The organism is Methanococcoides burtonii DSM 6242 (genome assembly GCF_000013725.1).
Lineage (GTDB): Archaea > Halobacteriota > Methanosarcinia > Methanosarcinales > Methanosarcinaceae > Methanococcoides > Methanococcoides burtonii.
Genome location: NC_007955.1, coordinates 263,877 through 283,562, shown reverse-complemented (window position 1 = coordinate 283,562; position 19,686 = coordinate 263,877). Strand labels below are relative to the sequence as shown.

24 protein-coding genes and 1 pseudogene are annotated in these 19,686 nt (G+C 39.9%); 18 read left to right on the top strand and 7 right to left on the bottom strand.

The annotated features are described in order from the left end of the window. Positions 1–6: 6 nt before the first annotated feature. Positions 7–720 (top strand): UPF0280 family protein, encoded by a 714-nt coding sequence (locus MBUR_RS01560; protein ID WP_011498473.1) that lies wholly within the window; start codon positions 7–9, stop codon positions 718–720. A 67-nt stretch (positions 721–787) separates the two neighbouring features. Here MBUR_RS01560 and MBUR_RS01555 read toward each other — a convergent pair whose 3' ends face one another. Continuing rightward, a complete protein-coding gene (locus tag MBUR_RS01555; RefSeq protein WP_011498472.1) occupies positions 788–1,483 on the bottom strand; it encodes an AIM24 family protein in 696 nt (231 codons plus the stop codon). Positions 1,484–2,022: 539 nt separating this feature from the next. On the opposite strand from MBUR_RS01555, the gene ftsZ reads away from it, so the two are divergent. From ftsZ to MBUR_RS01520, 7 genes are all read left to right on the top strand, one after another. Continuing rightward, on the top strand, positions 2,023–3,207 hold the full coding sequence (ftsZ, locus tag MBUR_RS01550; protein WP_011498471.1) for a cell division protein FtsZ: 1,185 nt from the start codon (positions 2,023–2,025) through the stop codon (positions 3,205–3,207). Between the two features lie 105 nt (positions 3,208–3,312). Beyond that, positions 3,313–4,782 (top strand): dihydropteroate synthase-like protein, encoded by a 1,470-nt coding sequence (locus tag MBUR_RS01545; protein ID WP_011498470.1) that lies wholly within the window; start codon positions 3,313–3,315, stop codon positions 4,780–4,782. A gap of 15 nt (positions 4,783–4,797) precedes the next feature. Further along, positions 4,798–5,256 carry a hypothetical protein gene (locus MBUR_RS01540; RefSeq protein ID WP_011498469.1) on the top strand — a complete coding sequence of 153 codons (459 nt, stop codon included), beginning with the start codon at positions 4,798–4,800 and terminating at the stop codon, positions 5,254–5,256. 204 nt (positions 5,257–5,460) lie between these two features. Further along, positions 5,461–5,655, top strand: coding sequence for a TRAM domain-containing protein (locus MBUR_RS01535; RefSeq protein ID WP_048063138.1), 195 nt, complete (start codon positions 5,461–5,463; stop codon positions 5,653–5,655). A 201-nt stretch (positions 5,656–5,856) separates the two neighbouring features. Beyond that, the gene (locus MBUR_RS01530) at positions 5,857–7,047 is read left to right on the top strand and encodes a geranylgeranyl reductase family protein (protein WP_011498467.1); all 1,191 of its coding nucleotides are present in this window, start codon (positions 5,857–5,859) and stop codon (positions 7,045–7,047) included. Continuing rightward, positions 7,044–7,412, top strand: coding sequence for a gamma-glutamylcyclotransferase family protein (locus tag MBUR_RS01525; protein ID WP_011498466.1), 369 nt, complete (start codon positions 7,044–7,046; stop codon positions 7,410–7,412). Before MBUR_RS01530 ends, MBUR_RS01525 begins: the two co-directional genes overlap by 4 nt. Then, complete coding sequence (locus MBUR_RS01520; protein WP_011498465.1) at positions 7,409–8,029, top strand: TatD family nuclease-associated radical SAM protein; 621 nt, start codon at positions 7,409–7,411, stop codon at positions 8,027–8,029. Before MBUR_RS01525 ends, MBUR_RS01520 begins: the two co-directional genes overlap by 4 nt. A gap of 14 nt (positions 8,030–8,043) precedes the next feature. Here MBUR_RS01520 and engB read toward each other — a convergent pair whose 3' ends face one another. The 4 genes from engB to MBUR_RS01500 all read right to left on the bottom strand — a co-directional run bounded on the left by engB (position 8,044) and on the right by MBUR_RS01500 (position 12,640). Next, positions 8,044–8,667 (bottom strand): GTP-binding protein EngB, encoded by a 624-nt coding sequence (engB, locus tag MBUR_RS01515; protein WP_011498464.1) that lies wholly within the window; start codon positions 8,665–8,667, stop codon positions 8,044–8,046. A 64-nt stretch (positions 8,668–8,731) separates the two neighbouring features. After that, positions 8,732–9,940, bottom strand: a complete 1,209-nt coding sequence (locus tag MBUR_RS01510; RefSeq protein ID WP_157196613.1) for a hypothetical protein — start codon at positions 9,938–9,940, stop codon at positions 8,732–8,734. A gap of 56 nt (positions 9,941–9,996) precedes the next feature. Then, positions 9,997–11,622: a DUF11 domain-containing protein gene (locus MBUR_RS01505; protein ID WP_011498462.1), complete on the bottom strand. Its 1,626-nt coding sequence runs from the start codon at positions 11,620–11,622 to the stop codon at positions 9,997–9,999. Between the two features lie 451 nt (positions 11,623–12,073). Continuing rightward, positions 12,074–12,640, bottom strand: a complete 567-nt coding sequence (locus MBUR_RS01500; RefSeq protein ID WP_011498461.1) for a hypothetical protein — start codon at positions 12,638–12,640, stop codon at positions 12,074–12,076. A gap of 127 nt (positions 12,641–12,767) precedes the next feature. Between MBUR_RS01500 and MBUR_RS01495 the strand changes: the two genes are divergently transcribed. Beyond that, a complete protein-coding gene (locus MBUR_RS01495) occupies positions 12,768–13,154 on the top strand; it encodes a DUF6979 family protein (protein WP_048063136.1) in 387 nt (128 codons plus the stop codon). Between the two features lie 30 nt (positions 13,155–13,184). Here the strand turns inward: MBUR_RS01495 and MBUR_RS01490 are convergent, their stop codons facing one another. Next, positions 13,185–13,379, bottom strand: coding sequence for a hypothetical protein (locus tag MBUR_RS01490; protein ID WP_048063135.1), 195 nt, complete (start codon positions 13,377–13,379; stop codon positions 13,185–13,187). A gap of 145 nt (positions 13,380–13,524) precedes the next feature. Here MBUR_RS01490 and MBUR_RS12780 point away from each other — a divergent pair, with 145 nt between their 5' ends. Beyond that, positions 13,525–14,304, top strand: a complete 780-nt coding sequence (locus tag MBUR_RS12780; RefSeq protein WP_011498459.1) for an META domain-containing protein — start codon at positions 13,525–13,527, stop codon at positions 14,302–14,304. Here the strand turns inward: MBUR_RS12780 and MBUR_RS14680 are convergent. Continuing rightward, positions 14,301–14,453 (bottom strand): annotated as a pseudogene (locus MBUR_RS14680) (IS5/IS1182 family transposase); the annotation flags it as partial. The gene MBUR_RS12780 and the pseudogene MBUR_RS14680 overlap by 4 nt on opposite strands. A 661-nt stretch (positions 14,454–15,114) precedes the next feature. Here MBUR_RS14680 and MBUR_RS01480 point away from each other — a divergent pair. The 8 genes from MBUR_RS01480 to MBUR_RS01455 all read left to right on the top strand — a co-directional run bounded on the left by MBUR_RS01480 (position 15,115) and on the right by MBUR_RS01455 (position 19,637). Further along, the gene (locus MBUR_RS01480; protein WP_011498458.1) at positions 15,115–15,507 is read left to right on the top strand and encodes a DUF2178 domain-containing protein; all 393 of its coding nucleotides are present in this window, start codon (positions 15,115–15,117) and stop codon (positions 15,505–15,507) included. A gap of 17 nt (positions 15,508–15,524) precedes the next feature. Further along, positions 15,525–15,716 (top strand): helix-turn-helix transcriptional regulator, encoded by a 192-nt coding sequence (locus MBUR_RS01475; protein ID WP_011498457.1) that lies wholly within the window; start codon positions 15,525–15,527, stop codon positions 15,714–15,716. Positions 15,717–16,061: 345 nt separating this feature from the next. Further along, entirely contained in the window at positions 16,062–16,262 is a 201-nt protein-coding gene (locus tag MBUR_RS12775) for a flavodoxin family protein (protein ID WP_052286172.1), read from the top strand. Positions 16,263–16,327: 65 nt separating this feature from the next. After that, complete coding sequence (locus MBUR_RS12770; protein ID WP_052286171.1) at positions 16,328–16,630, top strand: hypothetical protein; 303 nt, start codon at positions 16,328–16,330, stop codon at positions 16,628–16,630. Between the two features lie 418 nt (positions 16,631–17,048). Then, positions 17,049–17,372, top strand: a complete 324-nt coding sequence (locus tag MBUR_RS01465) for a transcriptional regulator (RefSeq protein WP_011498456.1) — start codon at positions 17,049–17,051, stop codon at positions 17,370–17,372. A gap of 95 nt (positions 17,373–17,467) precedes the next feature. Beyond that, entirely contained in the window at positions 17,468–17,605 is a 138-nt protein-coding gene (locus tag MBUR_RS13700) for a hypothetical protein (RefSeq protein ID WP_157196612.1), read from the top strand. Positions 17,606–17,798: 193 nt separating this feature from the next. After that, positions 17,799–18,968, top strand: coding sequence for a cysteine desulfurase family protein (locus MBUR_RS01460; RefSeq protein ID WP_011498455.1), 1,170 nt, complete (start codon positions 17,799–17,801; stop codon positions 18,966–18,968). Between the two features lie 33 nt (positions 18,969–19,001). After that, complete coding sequence (locus tag MBUR_RS01455) at positions 19,002–19,637, top strand: iron-sulfur cluster assembly scaffold protein (RefSeq protein ID WP_011498454.1); 636 nt, start codon at positions 19,002–19,004, stop codon at positions 19,635–19,637. Positions 19,638–19,686 lie beyond the last annotated feature (49 nt).

Here is a 19,686-nt window from a genome sequence, read left to right as displayed (position 1 = left end):
TTGAATATGAAAGAACATTTTCAGTTAAAGGAAACTATCGTGACGATAGTTGCGGATGATCAGTCCTATATAGAGCTAGCGAAAGAGTCCATAGCCGTACACCGGCTGAAACTTGAGGAATACATCCGCTCTGATCCTTATTTTAAAGTAACTCTTGAACCCTATGAATGTTCAAGTGATGCTCCTGAAGTTGTCAAAAGGCTCGTTGCTGCCGGCAATTCCGTGGGCATCGGTCCCATGTCCGCAGTTGCGGGTACGATAGCGGCACTTGCAGTTGGATCAATGGTCGATGCCGGTGCGACTTCTGCAATTGTCGATAATGGGGGGGACATTGCGTTTCTCAACGACAGGCCTATAGTTATAGGGATATATGCCGGTCAGTCCTCTATAAGGAACATTGGGTTCACACTCGAGCCTTCTGATCACATTCGTGGTATATGTACGTCTTCTGGTACAGTTGGTCCCTCTATCAATTTCGGGTGTGCAGATGCTGCCGTAGTTTTTTCAGATGATGTATCCCTGGCAGATTCAGCAGCTACCGAACTGTCCAATGCAACAGGCATAGGACATGAGGGCGTGGAAAATGCGTTCGATACTATAAGTTCGATTATTAATATCGATGGTGCAGTCGTTATTCAGGGAGAGCACATGGGTATGTGGGGCACCATTCCTCAGATAACGCGTGCTGATATGCAATATGAATGTATTACAAAAGGCTGAATGTGATAACATGCTTTGAAAAATATTTGGCAGTACCGTTTGGTCTGCCATTATTAAAATAGTCTTTTTATGCTACTGGCTGCTGGAATGGTATCTCTTCATAAGGTTGGATCACAACAAATCCTTCACCTTTGAAAGACATCTGTATACTTTCGCCACTTGAGCGTCCGACAAATGATTTTAATGACACATCTGTTTTAAGGTCGGGGGAAAGATTGCCGGACCATGCAACTGTGGCGTTTGGATCGGTAAATACTGGTGTATCCTTTGTAACTTTGAGTGTGACTGGGTCGTAATGTGTGGTTATGGCTACCATTCCGGTGCCTTCAAGCTTTACATTAAAAAGTCCGCCTGCCATTATGCCGGTTACTTTTTTCATCATCTTGATGTCCCATCCTATAGTTTCTTCGAATGCCAGAAGATCGTTTCCGTTAACGAATATTGCTTCATTGTCAAGGTTTATTATGGATATCTTCTTTCCGGCATCTGCAAGGTATACTTTACCCTGTCCTTCTGCTTTTGTGAGGCTTATACCTTCTCCAGTCACTGCTTTTTTCAAAAGTTTGCCGACACCGTGTTCCAGTATACCCTCTCTTGTGAATTTGACGTTACCAAGGTATGCTACCATTGAGCCCCTTTTGGTCCAGACACGGCCATTAAGGTTCAGTTCGAGCATCCTGTCGCGTTCAAGTTCGAATAAACCTTCTCCTTTATCCTTTTGTCCAGTTTCGTTTACGAATTCTTCTATTGAATATCTTGGCATTTTATCATGTCCTTTAAAATATAATATATAGTTAATTTGTATTATCTCTCTTAATGCTTAATAAAGTTATTTGGTGTGTATTTAGTAATGAATATTAATATATTGGAATATCATATATTCGACAATACCAGAACTTGAATATGGACGAATTTTAAAAATCGATTGCAGTAATCTCCAAGTGCTTTGCGACAATTGTCGATAAGCTTATATATTACAATTTATAAATACTATGTCTGAAGACAGTCTTATGAGGGCAGGTTTAACTGACATAGTTCAGTTTGATCTATCTTTATGTCAGATGATGTCTTATATCAAGAGAAGGCGATAATTGATCGAATAATGTCGGTTTATCCGATAGTGTTTAAGTTGTTCCGTTCAATTTTAGTCTGATCTAATAACCATCTGCTTACAACACGGGTGGTGTCGGGGAAACCTGGCAAAAGAGAGTAGAACAGTCAATTCGTATTAAGCTAATTTGGTCAATACTTAGTAATGCGCATAATTTGCATTAGAATGCAAATCCAAGAGAGGGGATGAACATGCAGTCTATAGTACAGGAAGCACTAAAACACACAGAGAAAGAGAAAGAGTACAGGCAGTCAGTTACAGAAGACGACAAATTCGAAGGCTTCGGTATGCCCAGGATTACCATCGTTGGATGCGGTGGTGCTGGAAATAACACTATTAATCGCTTATATAATATCGGCATTGAAGGTGCAGAGACCATTGCTATCAATACTGACAAGCAACATCTGGACCATATTCGTGCTGACAAGAAGATCCTCGTCGGTAAGACTCTCACAAGGGGTCTTGGGGCAGGTGGCTATCCTGAGGTTGGTGCCAAGGCTGCAGAACTTGCACGTGGCACTCTTGAAGAGATATTCAAAGAGAGCGATCTTGTTTTCATTACTGCTGGAATGGGCGGAGGAACCGGTACTGGTGTTGCACCAGTTGTTGCAGAGATCGCAAAGGAACAGGGAGCTATCGTTGTTGGTATGGTATCCAGTCCTTTCAGAGTAGAGCGTGCGCGTACCGTCAAGGCTGAAGAAGGTCTCGATACATTCCGCAGTGCAGCTGACACAGTGATCGTTCTTGATAATAACAGGCTTCTGGACTATGTTCCAAACCTTCCTATAGAGCAGGCATTCTCTGTAATGGATCAGCTTATCGCTGAGACCGTTAAGGGTATTACTGAAACTATCACTCAGCCATCCCTTATCAATCTTGATTACGCTGATATCAGGGCTATCATGGGCTGTGGCGGCGTTGCGGTCATGCTCGTTGGTGACAGCAAGAATCAGGACAAGAGCACTGATGTTGTTCGCACAGCACTTAACCACCCACTCCTCGATGTTGATTACAGAGGCGCTACAGGAAGTCTTGTGCACATCACAGGTGGTCCTGACCTCAGCCTGAAGGAAGCAGAAGAGATCGCAGCATCCCTTACATATGAACTTTCACCAGATGCAAACGTTATCTGGGGAGCACGTATAAGGGATGACTTTGAAGGAAAGGTGCGTGTCATGGCTATCATGACAGGTGTTCAGTCCTCACAGGTCCTTGGTCCACAGTTCCAGAGTGGTATGGTCGAAAATGTTGCTAAGAACACAAGCTCACACTCAAAACCATCCTTTACTCGTGCAGAGCGAGGTCGCCGCACAATTGTTGAACCTATGGGTTCACAGGCATCCTTTGGCGGCTCTATTATAGATATAATCCAGTAATGTCATACGTTGATCGGAACGGATATTTTCGGTCAACATATACTTTTTTAATTTTCAATCGGTATCTATAGATATTCTTTTTTAGAATGCAGGGAATCTAAGTCCATGAAAGTTCTAATCGCTACAGGTAAGCTTGCAGAAATGACTGTGAGGTCTTCTGTTGGTGATAATGCTGATGTTCTCGTACTCGATGTCGATGTTGCTGCATTTATAACTCCTCACAGATTGCTTTCTGCTCTTAAGGAGGAAAAGGGGAAATATGATGTTATATTAGTCCCGGGTTTCGCATCCGGTGATTTTACTCTGGTGTCAAAAAGACTTGGGTGCAAGGTTTTTCTTGGTCCTAAACATGCTTATGATATTGGGAATGTACTCAAGTTCGTTGATGAGGTGGATCTTTCACTCGAGATTCCTGCATGTGAACTTCTTTCTGATATCTGGAAGGAGCTTGCACTTGAATCACTTGTAGAACTGGAAAGCAGTGCTGACATGCTTGCAATGCTTGGTGATGTAAAGCTTGGTGGCGGTTCTCGAATGAAGGTCATGGCAGAGATCGTTGATGCGACTGGATTCGAGGGGGACGCTTTATCCCTAAAAGTTACTGAATTTATTAAAAAGGGTGCAGATATAATTGACCTTGGAGCTTCTCTGACGGCATCTGCCAAAGATGTCAGAAATACAGTTCGTGTAGCTCGTAAGGTTTCAACGGTTCCTGTTAGCATTGATACGCTGGACCCCGACCTATTAAAAGCTGCATTGGATGAAGGCGTCGATCTGGTATTGAGCCTTAATTCCAGTAATATTGATATTGTCGGGAATGATGTCGCAGAAGCAGGAGTTACTGCGGTAGTCATTCCTGATGCCGGGAACAGCTTTGAGAGCCTTGTGCATAATATTCAGGCTGCAAGGGATGCTGGCATTGCGAATTTGATTGCAGACCCCGTGCTTGATCCCATTGGACATGGGTTTGTTGATTCAATTGTCAGGTATGTACGTTTTCATAACGAATATCCCGGGATGCCGATCTTCTTCGGTGCTGGTAATGTGACCGAACTCATTGATGCCGATTCTATTGGAGTGAATGCCACTCTTTGCGGGCTGGCTGCAGAGGTAGGTTCCTGCATTTTGTTCACTCCGGAGTTCAGTGAGAAGACGAGAGGTTCTATTGCTGAACTTAATACTGGCGCCAAGATGATGGCACTTGCTTTAATGAGGGAAAGTTCTCCGAAGGACCTTGGACTTGACCTTTTGGTGCTTAAGGAGAAAAGGCGGCGTCCGGATGTTACTATTCCTGAGGGGTCTCTTTCTGCAAAACGATTTGCAGGATGGGAACTTGATCCACTTGGACCGTTCCGTATAGGGATTGTTTCAGATGAATGTGGTGGCGGTATTATCGTTGCAGAGCATGAAGATGTGACTGTCACAGGGAGAACTGCAAAAGAAGTTATTGATACCATAATTAAAATGGGTCTCATATCAAAACTCGACCATGCCGGTTATCTTGGGTGTGAAATTAAAAAGGCTGAAATAGCCTTACGTCTTGGTAGGAGCTATTCACAGGACGATGATCTTTGATCTTTAGGTGTTAGGATGAAATTGCAAAATGATGATAAGGAACTGATCGTTGAGATAATGGCTGCAAGCTATTTTGCTCAACAGGGATGGAAATGGGTCAACCTGAAACGCGATGCTGATAAGCTATACAAAATTTATGACGAGCTTGTTGATCAGTACAATGCATATCCCTATATGAGTAAAGACTGGTATGTGGAGAACTCGTCTTCAAAAAGCATTCATATGTGCAGTAAATGGCAGGAGTTCAAAGAGCTTGTGGATTTCCTCAAAGCCTATTCCGATGACCTTGATTTCCTTGTGAACAATAATAACAATAAGATGTTCTGTATAAAATCTGTAGATGGTGACATTTCTGATTCTCAAAAACATGCAATAACAGAGGCGAGAAATCTGAGGTGCAATGTGTTTGTGTTCAAAGCTTCAGTTCCTGACAATATGGACTTTGAAATACTGCAGGTTGGTGGGGGTTATTAACACTCCTTTCTTTTTTTATTTGACCAAAATGCTTATATTAAATATGTTCCATTATTATAACTGCTTCAAAGTATAACTTTCTACTTCAAACGTAAGGCATTAAATAGTATTTACTCATGTATGTGCTGCTTTCTTCCATTATGTTCCGGTTTAGTTAGTTCTTTTTAGCATCAATAAAAGGACGTGAAAAGTTTGTTTAATAACATGGAATCCACTGCACCAGTAGAAGCTGGCGAGACTTACGAAGTGACAATTGAAGATATTGCAAGGGAAGGAGATGGAATCGCAAGAGTAAGCGGTTTTGTAGTCTTTGTACCTAACACCTCCGTCGGTGACGAAGTTACCATCAAGGTAACAAAAGTAATGCGCAAGTTCGCATTCGGCGAAGTCGCTGAGTAATTTCTCAGTGTTCATATCTGGTGTGAAAGAAGGAGTGATCTTTCTTCATACCATTTACTGACAGTCTTTTGATCTTCTTGCATTCGATTTGAATCTTCTTCTGATATCATCTTGATTTGGTGGTCTTGTTCTCATCTATTCTAATAGTTGTTTCTCATTGAAACACATTTATAATATATCGCTATTATAGGACACATTCTCATGACGCCTGATGAATCATATGACATTATCATTGTTGGTGCCGGACCTGCCGGTTCAACTGCTGCAGCCTATGCTGCAAAAGCAGGTGCTTCTGTACTTCTCATTGAAAAGAAAAAGGATATAGGATTGCCACTTCAATGTGGTGGCTTCCTTCCTCATCTGGACACTTTACAGGAGCTTGTACCAAATGCACAACTTCCTTATTTGCTTGAGGACATTCCTGCAGACTGCATTCACACTACAAGCAGTGTACAACGTTTTATCGCTCCGAATGGATATTCCAAGGAGTTTGAGGTGGATGCTGATGCCATCGACAGACGGAGGTTCGACAAATATCTTGCAAAGGAAGCAGGGCGTTGTGGTGCGGATGTAATGATAGGGACCAATGTTCTTGAGGTCAACGGTACTTCTGTTGATGTAGATGGTGTTTTTGGGACACATTCTATTAGTGGTAAAGTTCTCATTGGGGCGGATGGTCCGAATTCCACGGTTGGTAGGGCAAAGGGATTGGTGAGGGATCATGATCCTATGGGAACTGGTACTGCTTTTGAGTATGAGGTAAGTTGTGTGGATATCGACCGTGAAGCTGTTGAGATGTACTTTGGTAAAGATTATGTGCCCGGTGGGTATGCATGGATAATCTCTCAGGGTGGGGATACTGCAAATATAGGCGTTGGTATAAGGGAAGTGCTGTTCAGGAACGGATTGTCTGCAAGGGATTATCTTGAAAGGTTCATGTATGAGCACCCGATAGCAAGTCGAAAGCTTGATGGAGCTTCTATTATTTCAGTCGTATCCGGTCTTGTCCCGGTAGGTGGTGCTCCCAAAGTAACTGCTACAAAGGACACTCTTGTGGCCGGGGATGCAGCAGGTCACATAATAGCGACCAATGGAGGGGGGATATCTACTGCAATGGTTGGGGGTAAGATCGCAGGTCAGACTGCAGCTGAATTCCTCGAGGGCAAGTGTGCTTTGCAGGATTATGAGGAGCGCTGGAGGCGTGAGATGGGACTCGAGATAAAAACAGCGGTCTATGTGCGAAAGCTCATGGATAATCTTATGCGCTCCGATTCCATGATGTCGGCTGCGATCAAGATGATCGACCCTGAGCATATGAAAGCTATGCAATGTGGACAGTTGCCGGATGTTGTTCGTAAAGGTCTCATCAAGATGAACTTTGGGATAAAATGAATCTCCTTTTTGTCTATGGCACTTTGAAAAGAGGCTATGTGAACCACCATCTTCTGGAAAGGTCAACATTTGTTTTGGAAACTTGTACCGAAAAGAAGTTTCAGATACTTGATATGGGTGATTTCCCTGCAGTCGTTAAAGATGTTCCTGTATCGACCATTGATGGTGAATTATTCAATGTTGATGACAGTACATTGTCCGACATTGATGCATTTGAAGGGGAATGGTTCAGCAGGGAGGAAGTCGTTTTACAAGACAGTTCAATTGCATGGATGTATTTCCTGTCAGAATATGTATCCCATGAAGGGTGTCCATCTATCACTTCGGGGACATGGCAAAAAGATAAAGGAGACAATTACGAATGATCGGAGATAAATTAAATGGGGATATTGCAGGTGTCGGAACTCTTTGTTATGAGGGACATGATAATCTCTATCTTAACATTACCAATAGATGCAGTGCAAACTGTGTTTTTTGCATTCGTGATATATCTGATGGCATTTATGGGTCGAATCTTCGACTTACTAAAGAACCTTCTCTCGATGAGATACTGGATAAACTCGGATCTCTTGACCTTGAAATCTATCGGGAGGTAGTTTTCACTGGCTTTGGTGAACCGACTATAAGGTTGGATATTGTACTCGAGGTGACAAGATGGCTCAAAGAGCATGGAATGAAGGTGCGGATCGATACCAATGGACATGCTCAATTACTACATCCTGAAAGGGATGTTATCTCTGAACTTAAGGATGCTGGCCTTGATGAAGTATCAGTAAGCCTTAATGCTGAATCTAAGGAAAGATATGATGAGCTGTGCCAGCCTGATCTTGAAAATGCATATGAGGCAATGCTCGAGTTTACAAAAGAAGCAGTAAATGCTGGAATTGAGTCCCGTATGACTGTCGTAGGTTTTAATGATGTTGATATTCTGAAATGTGAAAAAATAGCACACGAGATTGGTGCTGCTTTTCACGTAAGGTAATATCTGGTTCAATTTCAGATATACTTGAAAAGATCATCTCTTTTTTCTTCGTGGAGGCGTTTTCTAAGAAGTCCTTTAAGGCTTTTGATGTCTCCTTTTTTAGCACTGGTGGGTGCAATGATATAGTTCCACTGTTTCCATGGGGACGATAACCCAAATTTTTCAACGATAGCATCAAGCCTTTCATCATGGTGTATATCTTTTATACGGTCCATCTTGTTGACGGCTATGATAGTGTCGAATCCAAGCTCATTGAAAAAGTCGAAGATCTCGATATCTATTGGGATCTCATTCCGGCTTTCCCAACGTTCAACGACATCGACAAATGAAACTGAATCAGTAACAATTACTGCGATCTTTATTCTATCTGCATTGTTCTCTATGTAGCGGACGATCTGGTCTTTTACAATGTCCTGCTTTCTGTCCTTTACACCGCTCATGAACCCAAAACCGGGCAGGTCTGTTATCAACATATCGGAAAGAAGGATCTGTGTCGGTTTTAGTGTAACTCCGGGGCGTTTTCCCACCTTTACTTGTTTGCCGGTGAGCTCTCTTATTATGGAAGATTTACCAACATTCGATCTTCCTGAGATGATTATCTCAAATTTGACTTTATCTAGATTCTGCTCATATTTCATGTCATGCTCCCGCTGTCCAAACTCCTGAAAGGGCTAAATAGGTTTCGTTCAGTAAATTCTGCGATTACCAGGAAAGAGCCTGATTGATTATTCTCATTGTGTTATCCACAATGTCTTTTACCGATCGGATTGTTTTATATTTAAGTCCATCCTCCTCTACCTCCACCTGTTTAGCAGGTCTGGTGAAATTGGTTATTTGCTGTTCCTTATCTTCTTCATACTCGTCAAAGACTATGGTTCCTCCATCTTCGTAGATACTATTAAGATAATATCTATTTGTCCTTACTGTGCCGGAATAACCTTTTGCATCAGTATATTCAATAATTGCTGAAGGTACGATCATATTGCCCTGAATTTTGTTCATATGGACAATGTATGACAAATTTGTGGTGTTATTCGGCAAAAGTACAAGATCTGCTGAGGTCTTACCATCAATTAATTTTGACTCGACAAGCATCTCATCCTGAATTCTTATGTGTGCTGCTCTATCTCCTTCGTTCTTGACATTCACTGCAATATCGAGTATTTCCGGATCTGTATCATTTCCCTTGACTGTCTTTGTAGCATTGATGTAAGGGCCATGGACTATAAAGTTGGTCGAATTGCTGTATTGGAAATAGGTGATCCCATTATTGACAAGTCGTATTTCGGTGGGGGGTATGGTATAATTTCCCGGGTACAATGCTTTTACAGAATACTGGATCACTTTTTTTGAGTAAGGGTTAAGGTCTGAAATATTGATCTCTTCGATTTCCGGGTCGAAGATAAGGTTCTCTGGAAGGGTTTCATTGATCGAGATATCGTCTAGGCTACTACCTCTAAGGTTGTGTAATTGGATTGTGATAAATGCACGTTCATCAATATTTACATTCTTTAGCTTTGTCTTTGAGACCTGTAATGTTGTGTTGATCCAGCTTTCAGAGTTTTGTGTCGTGAAATTGAATATTGAAACTCCTATCTTTGTATATGGGGTTGGTATGTCGTTGCCGGTAACGACTTCCAGAGCAGTGATGTTGAGTCTTCCACCAACGATCTTGCTTACAGGTATATCGCTACTATTTGTCGAGAGCATAACATTCCATTCTTCTGAACTTTCGGAAAGGATGGTGAGCATAACATAATCTGTTTCAATATCGAATGGTCTTGCCCTTGAAAAGTCATGTGCTTTTATCAATGATCCATTCACATCCACACTTTCACCCCAGTGGAGCGTGTAGTTAATTTGTTCTTCCCAGTTACCATTGTCTTCTGCAGCCGTAGGTGTATTTGTCAAGGCTAAAATGAAGATTAATAGCAGGATACAGACGTATGTTCTCATTAGATTACCTTTTAATGTCTTCTTCTTAGCAGGTACACTCCTGCAATGGTGGCAATGACAAGAATTGATCCAAATCCGGGCTGAACTTTTTCTTCATCATTTTGATCATGCACATCGGTATTGATATTGGTATTTTCTGAAGGTGTATTCGAATCACTTTGGGTATCTGGGTTACTGGTCTCTTCGGGTCCAGGTGGCACGTCTACTGTTATGCTGGGCATGTTCGATATTTTTTCACCTTTGAAACCCTCCATGTCAATAAATGTTGCAGTTGCAGGAGAAAGTTTGAATATGCCAAGCTCGTTCATTTTTAAGGTATATGTGTAACTACTGGATTGATCTGCACCAAGAACCGCATCGAGGTTTTTATCTCCGCTGATGAATGTTGCGCTTTCCGGGAATTGATCCGAAGTGACCCTTGTACTGGCATCTCTGTTACCTTCATTTCTTGCTGTGACCGTAACTTTGACTTCCTGCCCCGGCTGGAGGGTGGTTTTGTCAAATATCTGTGTTATTACAATATCCGGTCCGTTGACGATCAAGTCTGGCATTTCCGATTCATATGTATATTCTTTGCCATTGGAAGCTACAAACGAGGCTGTTGCTTCAGGAGCAGTGAATGTGCCTTCTTTAAGTGGTTTCAATGAATATGAAAATACTTCTTTTGTTTCACCAGGTTCAAAATTGAGGTTTTTTTCAAGGGTTATGCTATCCTTTAATTCAACACCTTCAATAATGGAATCCTTTACCGTAACTGAATTTATGCTGTAAATACCCGAATTGCGGATAGATACAAGGACGTGTGCAGTTTCATCCATGTATATCTCTTTTGTTATGGATTTAGTGAGTATGAGTTCTACTTTCGGCTCAACTGTAACTGTCTTTGATTCGTCCGTCTCATAAAAGTCGTTGTTTATATCTTTGGCCTCAACGATGGCGTTTATTTCTATTTCAGTTTCTTCCCATAGGTGGGGTACTTTGAATTTGACCGTTATGGGTTCGGCAACTTCGCCTTTTTCAAGGCTATAAATTTCATATTCTAATTTTCCATCAGTGAGTTCCAGTAAATTGGGTTCGATACTGAGTTTAATGTTCTTGCCTTCCGATGTTCCTGTGTTCTTAACAGTGAATGTTGCAGAGATCCTTTGGGGTGAGCTCATGGTCTTGGGATCGTATTCATCTTTGTCTGTACCGATCGTGATCTCTAATTCCGGCTCCCCTCTTCTGTATATCTCGATTTCGGCGTTAGGATCTTCCATATTACCGGTCCATTCATCAACATTCAATGTTACTGTTTTTGCAGAGATCTTTATGTCCTGTCCATCAGCTTCATCCCTGTATTCAAAGCTCTGTCCTACTCGTATGAAACTGAAATCTTTTATCTCATTATTTTTTGTTAATGAAATATGAACATAACCATCTTTGGTAAAATCTTCCGCTTTTATTGTGTACCCATCACTATCGCCTCCATTAACCATTGTATCTCCCCAGTATAATGTAGAAGAGGTCGATGATTCCCATTCAACATCATCGAGCGAGTATGCAGATGCGTTAAATGGGAGCAAACAAAGGGATATCAATAGTGCAGAGACCACTAGTAGAGATATTGATCGTGGAGATACAGCTTTCCGGAGCATGGGACACCTTCTTTAAATTGTTGATCGTGATCTTGATAAGACCAACGCTTAAAATAATCATATATGTAGATATATTTATTGTTTGATTATATATAATATTATATTTTATTTAAGTCTATAGTTTAAAGTCATTATAAAACCCGAACTTTATAATATAATGATTTCTAAAATATATTGTTTACCTCATTCGATCGAAACATTTTTTGTTATACTATAAATATCATAATAGTGGGTAGAAGCATCTATTTGTAACCAAAAAAAATTAACAATTGTCAGGTGACATAATTGTGTACTTTCCAAGCTCGTTTAATGTATGGGGAGTATGGGAAGTTCGAATCTTTTCCCTCGCAAAGCAAGTCGGAGATATAGGTAACAGCAAAAAACGGAACTCTTAAAATTAAAATCAACAACAGAAAAGAGAAATAGCAATTCCAGAGAAATTAGTGATAGTTTAAGTAGAGAGATTTCCATAAACTTTCAATAATCTTACCGTTTGAAGAAATTCAGAGTATTCATAATCTTTGTTCATTTCAACTTCTTTAACTATAAATTCAATTATAGCTTTGAATTCAATTACATGGTCAACTCCATTCTCTTTTAGAAACTGAATGGTCTGATTGCGAGATTTTTCAGTAGCAGGTAGCTTTGATAATACAATAATATTTTTAAATTGAGTTGTTTTGAAAAATAATTTTGCTGTATCCTGAGCATTTTCTGATACAAAGTTAAGAATCCGAGGGAAGTTTTTAATCAATGAAGGAGTAAACCTTTCAGTGTGCCAACCTTTAACTTCAATAGCAGCTTTTTCAATCCCTTTTAAGTCCTTGACACTTAATACAAAATTGCTTGGTGGGTTCATAGAATCAGGGTTTAAGTTTAGAACCATCAAATCAATATCACTATCACCACGAATTACAGGATATTTTAAATTTGTTTTAACAAGAAAATCATTTTTTTCAAAAAACTGTCGAACTATTTCTTCATTAGTATTGCTAATACGAATCCCCCATTCTTCCAATCTTTTCCTACGTGAATATTCATCGTAAAATACTTTAATCTATGGTAACAACTTAATATGTGATTCATATTAGAATATGGATGTGTTTTTACAAACATGGAATTTACACGCTTTAGGAGAATTATGTATGACTAAATATGGGGAAGCAGCGATAAAATCGGCTGATGTAATAATATCAAATGAAGGAAAAAGTCCTAGGGATATTTGGGATTTGATTACCTCTGATATTTTTGGAGAGGGAACTTGCAGCCAGAAAAAAGGATGCCCAAGAAACACATTTCTTGCACTTTGTGAAGAAGGAATGATAAAAGGAATAACAAAGGGAAACTATACAAACTCTCGAAAAAATAAAGAATATGCATTAAAAGCAGTTAAAATTTTGAAAGAAAAACCCAATTTAGAAAACAATCCCAAAGCCCTTTGGATTAAAGTTATTGATGAACCTAAAATACATAATGGTCAAATGGATGTTATTATCGCATTATGGAAAAACGGTTACATCGATGGAAAGTGATATATTATCATTTTCACTTTTATTATTTTGTCATTGTTTTAATTTTTCTATCAACCTTCTTACCGCAGGAGTATTCAAATTTAAATCCTCATTATCCCTTATACGTTTCTTAATCCCATGAAAAGTACTCCTACCAACTCCACATCTTTCAGCTTCCTTCTGTGACATCTCAAGAAGTTTCATCTTTATATCTTCAACATCAACAAACTCCTGAACCTTCTTCACATCAAGAGCCTGTTCATCAAACTTTGATATTAAAACAGGCTATGAGATAGTTTTTAAAAAATAAATAAAGACTACAAATCATTTCGAAGCTTAAGATGGGATTAAATAACAACAATTCCTATTGGAATGCAAGGAGCAAAAACCTATGCAAAATACAAAGAAAATACTTACTTTACTTTTCATATGCGTTTTAGCCACAGCCACTCTTTTAGTATCCGGCTGTACTGAAATTGCTGATGATTCGGAAGATGTGAACAGCGACGAAATAATTTCCATAAATACTGTAGCTAATATTGAATGGCAATGGTCGGGACTTATTGAAACTGAATCTGGCAGTCAATCCGTAGTTCCTGATCCCGAAAACTACACAATTGTCTTAAATTCGGATGAAACATACTCAATTAAAGCAGACTGCAACGTTGGAAGTGGAGGTTACACACTGGAAGGAAGTAATCTTACATTATCATCAGGACCAATTACGCTTGCATACTGTGGTTCCGACTCGTTGGATACTCAGTATCTTTCCCTATTAAACAATGTGACAACTGTCTCAATGGACAATGATCAGCTTGTTCTTGGTATAGGAGAAAATGGCGACAGAATGCTATTTGTTAAAGGGGGAATATCCTCAGACAGCAACGAAGAATCCGAAACTCTTAGCAGCTTCAATGGAACTATATCTTCTCTCGAAGATGGAGATTCTTATCCAATGTTCCTGCTTGAAAGTGAAGAAATAAGCAGTTCAGGATATACAAAAGGAATTAAATATGTGATATCGGAAGAAACTGTTATAATGGACCCAAATGGAGGTCTTTTTGATTCAGAGAATCTAAAGGAAGGAATGAACGTTAGGGTTTTCTTTGGTCCGGCACTGACCAAGAGCATTCCACCTATTGGGCAGGCCGAATTAATTCAACTAATTTAAAAATTAGTTTTTAATTTTATAGGCTTTGTAGAACTCCGCGTTTGAATTATTAGGACGGCCTTGACATATTTGTCAAGGTTGTGCACTAATAGTTTGAATTTTACTTCTTTTGCTTGATTCCAGTACTTTTTTGCCCTGATTTTTTTCCCACATCTCCAACCTCTCCCTCACATGAGCATTGAGAACAAAAGGCTTGTCACACCTTAGCGTTCTGCTTCATATAATGCAAAGTGCCTTTAGAAAATCCCATCTTCTTCCATTCAATGTAATACAAATCAATGATCTTCTTCCTCAGCAGATCAGTATCATCCCTTTTACCCACATAAACTGGCTTGCTAAACTCAACAGTTTTCCTTTTCCCTACGAGCTAATGACTTAACTCTCTTGCTTTCACCAACAATACAGATCCCTAAGAACTATTCTTCTTCCTGTATTCAACCTTACAATTCATCATAGCATTGAACTCTTCAGCAACTTTCTTTGTTCCATAGGTTTAAGCCTCAATGAAAAGCTCTCTGTCCTCACAAAGTCCTTATTAAATTATGTGAGGTACATTTAGATATGGCAGTGCTAGAAAAATGCACTGGTTTGTAATTTAGTATATAATTCGGACCTTACAAATTATCATTTGTGATAATCGGCTCTATAGAAATCATCGATATTCAGGCGACAATCAAATTTAATAATTCAAATGTACTACCAGCTATTGAACTAAGTCTTGCAAGAGAACACGACAATATGTAGTATATGATGTACTTTATGAAAAGATATACATACATTATGTAATGTATACTTTACATGGTGATTTAAGTGCAAACCAAAGATGTAGGTCTGTTAGTTATAGGATTCATATTAACCCTGATAGGAATAGGATTTCGTATTTTTGAACCAAGCTGGACTATAGATCCAACTGGAGCAAGTGGTGCATTCATAGGTGCAGGAGTCGTATTGATAATAATTACTTTCCGCGACATCCGATTTAGAAATAAAGGAACCATAGTGGAAGATGAACGAATATTTCATATCGCTGAAAAAGCCAGCCATAAAACCCTGTTAATACTCATTATACTTGAAGGTACGTTGATAGCATTTCTTGGAGTTACAGCATCAAACATCAAAGCTTACCCAATTGTATCTCTACTGTTTGCTATAACAATAATCTCCTATGCGGGATTTTTCCATTGGTACAAAAGACAAATGTAATCCCGGATGTATGTTGAATGAAGAACAATCTAAAAGTCTGGAGAGCAAAGAAAGATATCACTCAGGAACAACTGGCCAAGAAAATAGAGGTGACTAGACAAACCATCAACGCTATAGAACGTGGTAAATACGATCCAAGTATAAAATTGGCTTTCAAGATGGCACGATTCTTCGAATGTTCGATTGAAGATATTTTCCTTTACGAATAATATGTTAAAAGCATAATTATAACGGCTCCATAGAAATCCTCTAAATTCAAGCAATTATGCAACTCCATAAAAGTCCATTATGTTGTCTTGAATGGTGACAATTTTGCAAAATTTTGGCTATAGATTGTGATTTAATTAGGTTTTCTACAGAGCCGATAATTCACAAAAATAAATAGAAACTAATGGAGGAGTTTTAAATATGAAAATACTTGGAATATCAGGAAGTCCAAGGACAAAATCACGTTCAGGTTCTATTAAAGTTGTACAGAAAATTCTAGAGAATACAGGGTGTGAATATGAGCTTTTTCACTGCACGGTAAAAAGATAAATGGCTGTATCGGATGTATGGCATGTGTTGAGGATAATGTATGTAAAATAAAGGTATGTAAAGTAAATGATGATATGAAAACTCTGCGTGATGAAATTGTTGAAGCTGATGCATATGTTTTGAGTGGTGTCAACTATTACAATCCATTAAAAGCATTGATGCATTCTTTCCTTGAAAGATGGTATCAATTCAGGCACCTTGAAGCTGATATTCTCTGAGGAATACTTGCAGTTACTGTAAGTCTTGGGGGTGCAAATCCTTCGCCGCCTACTTTGGGTTCTTAATGAATTTTGCTTATATTACCATTAAAGTTATTGATAGTATTGAAGGAATATGTGCTTTTGGTTGCTGTTATTGCGGATACGGTGAAGACTGCAAGGTAGGAGGACACTATGCGGTATATGGACCGAACTCTCCAATCAATGTGGATACGATCCCTGACGTTACAAAAGACGAAAAAGTGATGTTTACAGCTGAGCAGGCAGGTAAAAAGCTTGGTGACCAATTGCGCTCTGCTGCTTACAGCCGTGAGAAAACAACACAGGAAGTTATGGAAGTTCTTCAGAAAATGCACCAACAGGAATAATTTGTATAATTGATACTGATTAAAAATTAATCTCTGTAGAAAGCCTCGATATTTGGAGATGCTAAAGTCACAAGAACAATAGTTTATGGCCTTCTTTTGACCATTGAGTATTCGCATCAGTTTTACACAACTGATGCTATTTTTTAATATTAATTATATATCATAAAAATAGTGCAGGGGTATAGATATTGTCAAAAAGTTCAGAACTTTGATAATGATATGATCTTTGTGTTGTTAAGCTTGGATATCATTGGTACGTCCACAGTATCTTATCTTTGTTTGATGCTAGATTTACACGCTTAAGTTGCTGATCGTTTTTAATTTAAATTTCTAACTCCACAAAATTTCACAATAGTGAATATATATATATAATATACGACAAAGTATAAGTCATTGTGAAGTGTCCGAAGGTATTATCATGAAACTGGAAACTCCTTGTCAGGCAGTAGTATGGGATGTCCTTCCTGCGATACGTGCAGCACTTGCGGTTGAGCTTGTGAACAATGGCATTGCCCAAAAGGAAGTTGCAAGGCTCTTTGGTATGGCGCCTTCCGCTGTTTCTCAGTACATGACAAAAAAACGAGGTTACCGGATCGAATTCGATAATGAGATAAAAGATGCAATATCTCGTCTTGCGGTTGAGATCCAGGAAGGCAAGATCGATAACGTTTCTGCAAAGATCTGTGATATATGCAGACATTTAAGGACTGGGGACGATGCCTGTCCTGTTGGTCCGACTTAAATTATAACTATCTTTTTTCTGAGCTATTATTGTTCTAAGGTTAGCTTTTGTTTTATTGGTCGTTCTGCTATCAAGCGCAATGGCTAAATAATAGCTTGCAACTTCACTATCGTGAACGCATTGGTCTGGTAGACCTTAAAGGTTTCTCCGGAATGGGTCCGACCTTTGGTGGTATGCTGGAGTCCGGTGTAAAAGTCGCAAAGATCGCTGAAGCTATTGTAAGATCCGTATGATCTTTGTTGAAACAGGTAGTTTATCTGCCTGTTCATCTTTTTGAATCACGGCAGATAGTTAACGATTTATACAGTTGCCGATATAACTTTGTATGTTCACCGATATCTGTCTTAAATTGCCTTTATCATTACATTTATCTTGGCAGATCGGTTCAATATCTTATTCCATTTAATTTAAGGGGTGTATTGCCAGATGTTCAATGAGACAATCTATCTTGATAACGCTGCAAGTACAAGACTTGATGAAGAAGTACTTGAAGCGATGAAACCGTATTTCTTTGATGCTTATGCAGTTGCTACGTCTGAATTCGGTTATTCCATGGGCATTGATGCCAAGGAAGGTCTTGAAAGGTCACGCAAGGTCATTGCATCAAGACTTGGTGCGCAAGCTGGCGAGATCGTATTCACTTCAGGAAGCACTGAATCGAGCAATATGGCAATAAAAGGAGTGCTTTCAGCTCTGAAAGGAAAGAAGGACGACCATTTGATCGTATCCCGTCTGGAAGATTTCTCTGTGCTGAACACAGCAAAGAAACTCGATAAGCAGGGCTATAAGGTAGACTTTATAAATGTCGATGGAGAAGGTGTCCTCGATATTGATATGTTCACCGATACTATCACTTCGCAAACAGCACTGGTATCCATTCAGCAGGCAAATCAGGAGATAGGCACTTTGCAGGACCTTAAAGCCATCTCTGATATCTGTGAGGATAAGGATGTTCTGTTGCATACTGATGCCACTCATAGTTTTACACGAGTTCCTCTGGATGTGAGCAAACTTCCGGTGGACCTTGTAACAATGTCAGCACATACTATACATGGTCCCAGAGGTATTGGTGCACTGTATATACGTGAAGGAACTCCGATCGACAAATGGATGGATGGAGGATTCCAGGAATCCGATAGGCGTGCTGGTGTGGAGAACATCCCGTCTGCGGTAGGATTTGCAAAAGCTGTGGAACTTGTGACCCCTGAGGAGAATGAACGCCTTGCAGCTATGAGGGATCGCGTTATCGAAAGAGCGATGTCTGATATTTCTCATGTTACGCTAAATGGAAGTGCTACCAGCAGGTTGCCACAAAATGCTAATATGACATTCCATTATGTCGAGGGTGAATCCATTACATTGCATCTTGATATGCTGGGCTTTGCAGTAAGTACAGGCTCTGCATGTTTTAGTCGTTCTCTTGAAGCAAGCCATGTGATACTAGGTATCGGTGGCAATCATGAGAGGGCACATGGGTCACTGCGTTTCAGTTTCGGGCGCTTTAATACTATTGAGGATGCAGATGCTATTATTGATGCATTGAAGGATGTTGTCACGAATCTGCGGGCTATCAGCCCTCTGTCAGAAGATAATTGAAATTATGGTGAGAAAAACAAGAGAGGTGTTTCTATGACTTTCCCATACACAAAAGAGGTACTTGAGCATTTCAGAAATCCACAGAATGTTGGAAAGATGGAGGATCCTGACGGCAAGGGTCTTGAAGGCAGTCCTGCATGTGGTGATATGGTTGCCGTTTATCTGAAAGTTAATCCTGATACTCTGGTTATCGAGGATATTTCTTTCGAGTCCTATGGCTGTGCATCCAATATCGCAACAGCATCTATGATTACTGAGATGGCAAAGGGCAAGACGCTTGAAGAGGCCAAGAAGATCACGTGGAAGGAAGCAGCTAATGCTCTTGGTGGACTTCCACCTGTCAAGGCGCATTGTTCCGTGCTTGCGGTCGAGGGGCTTCGGTCTGCTATTCGTGATTATGAAGAGAAGCATGGCATGGTCGTGGAGAATGAGGCCACTACGGTAGAGGTTGTCAGTAAGCGTTTGAAGCATGTGATGAACCCGATGGCAGGTCTTGATATCATCAGGACCGAACTTGTGCTAAAGGTGGTGGTCGAGGAAGGTACTGTTCGTATAGTGCTTGATATACCTTCGACACATCAGTTTGCAGTTGCCATAAAGGAAGATATTGTCGATAAGCTGGAATCATTGTGGGATGTTGAGAGTGTCACGGTTGATTTCATCTCCTGATATTCTTCTATCTCCTTTTTATATTTACATTTGATCAGGTTCTGATAAA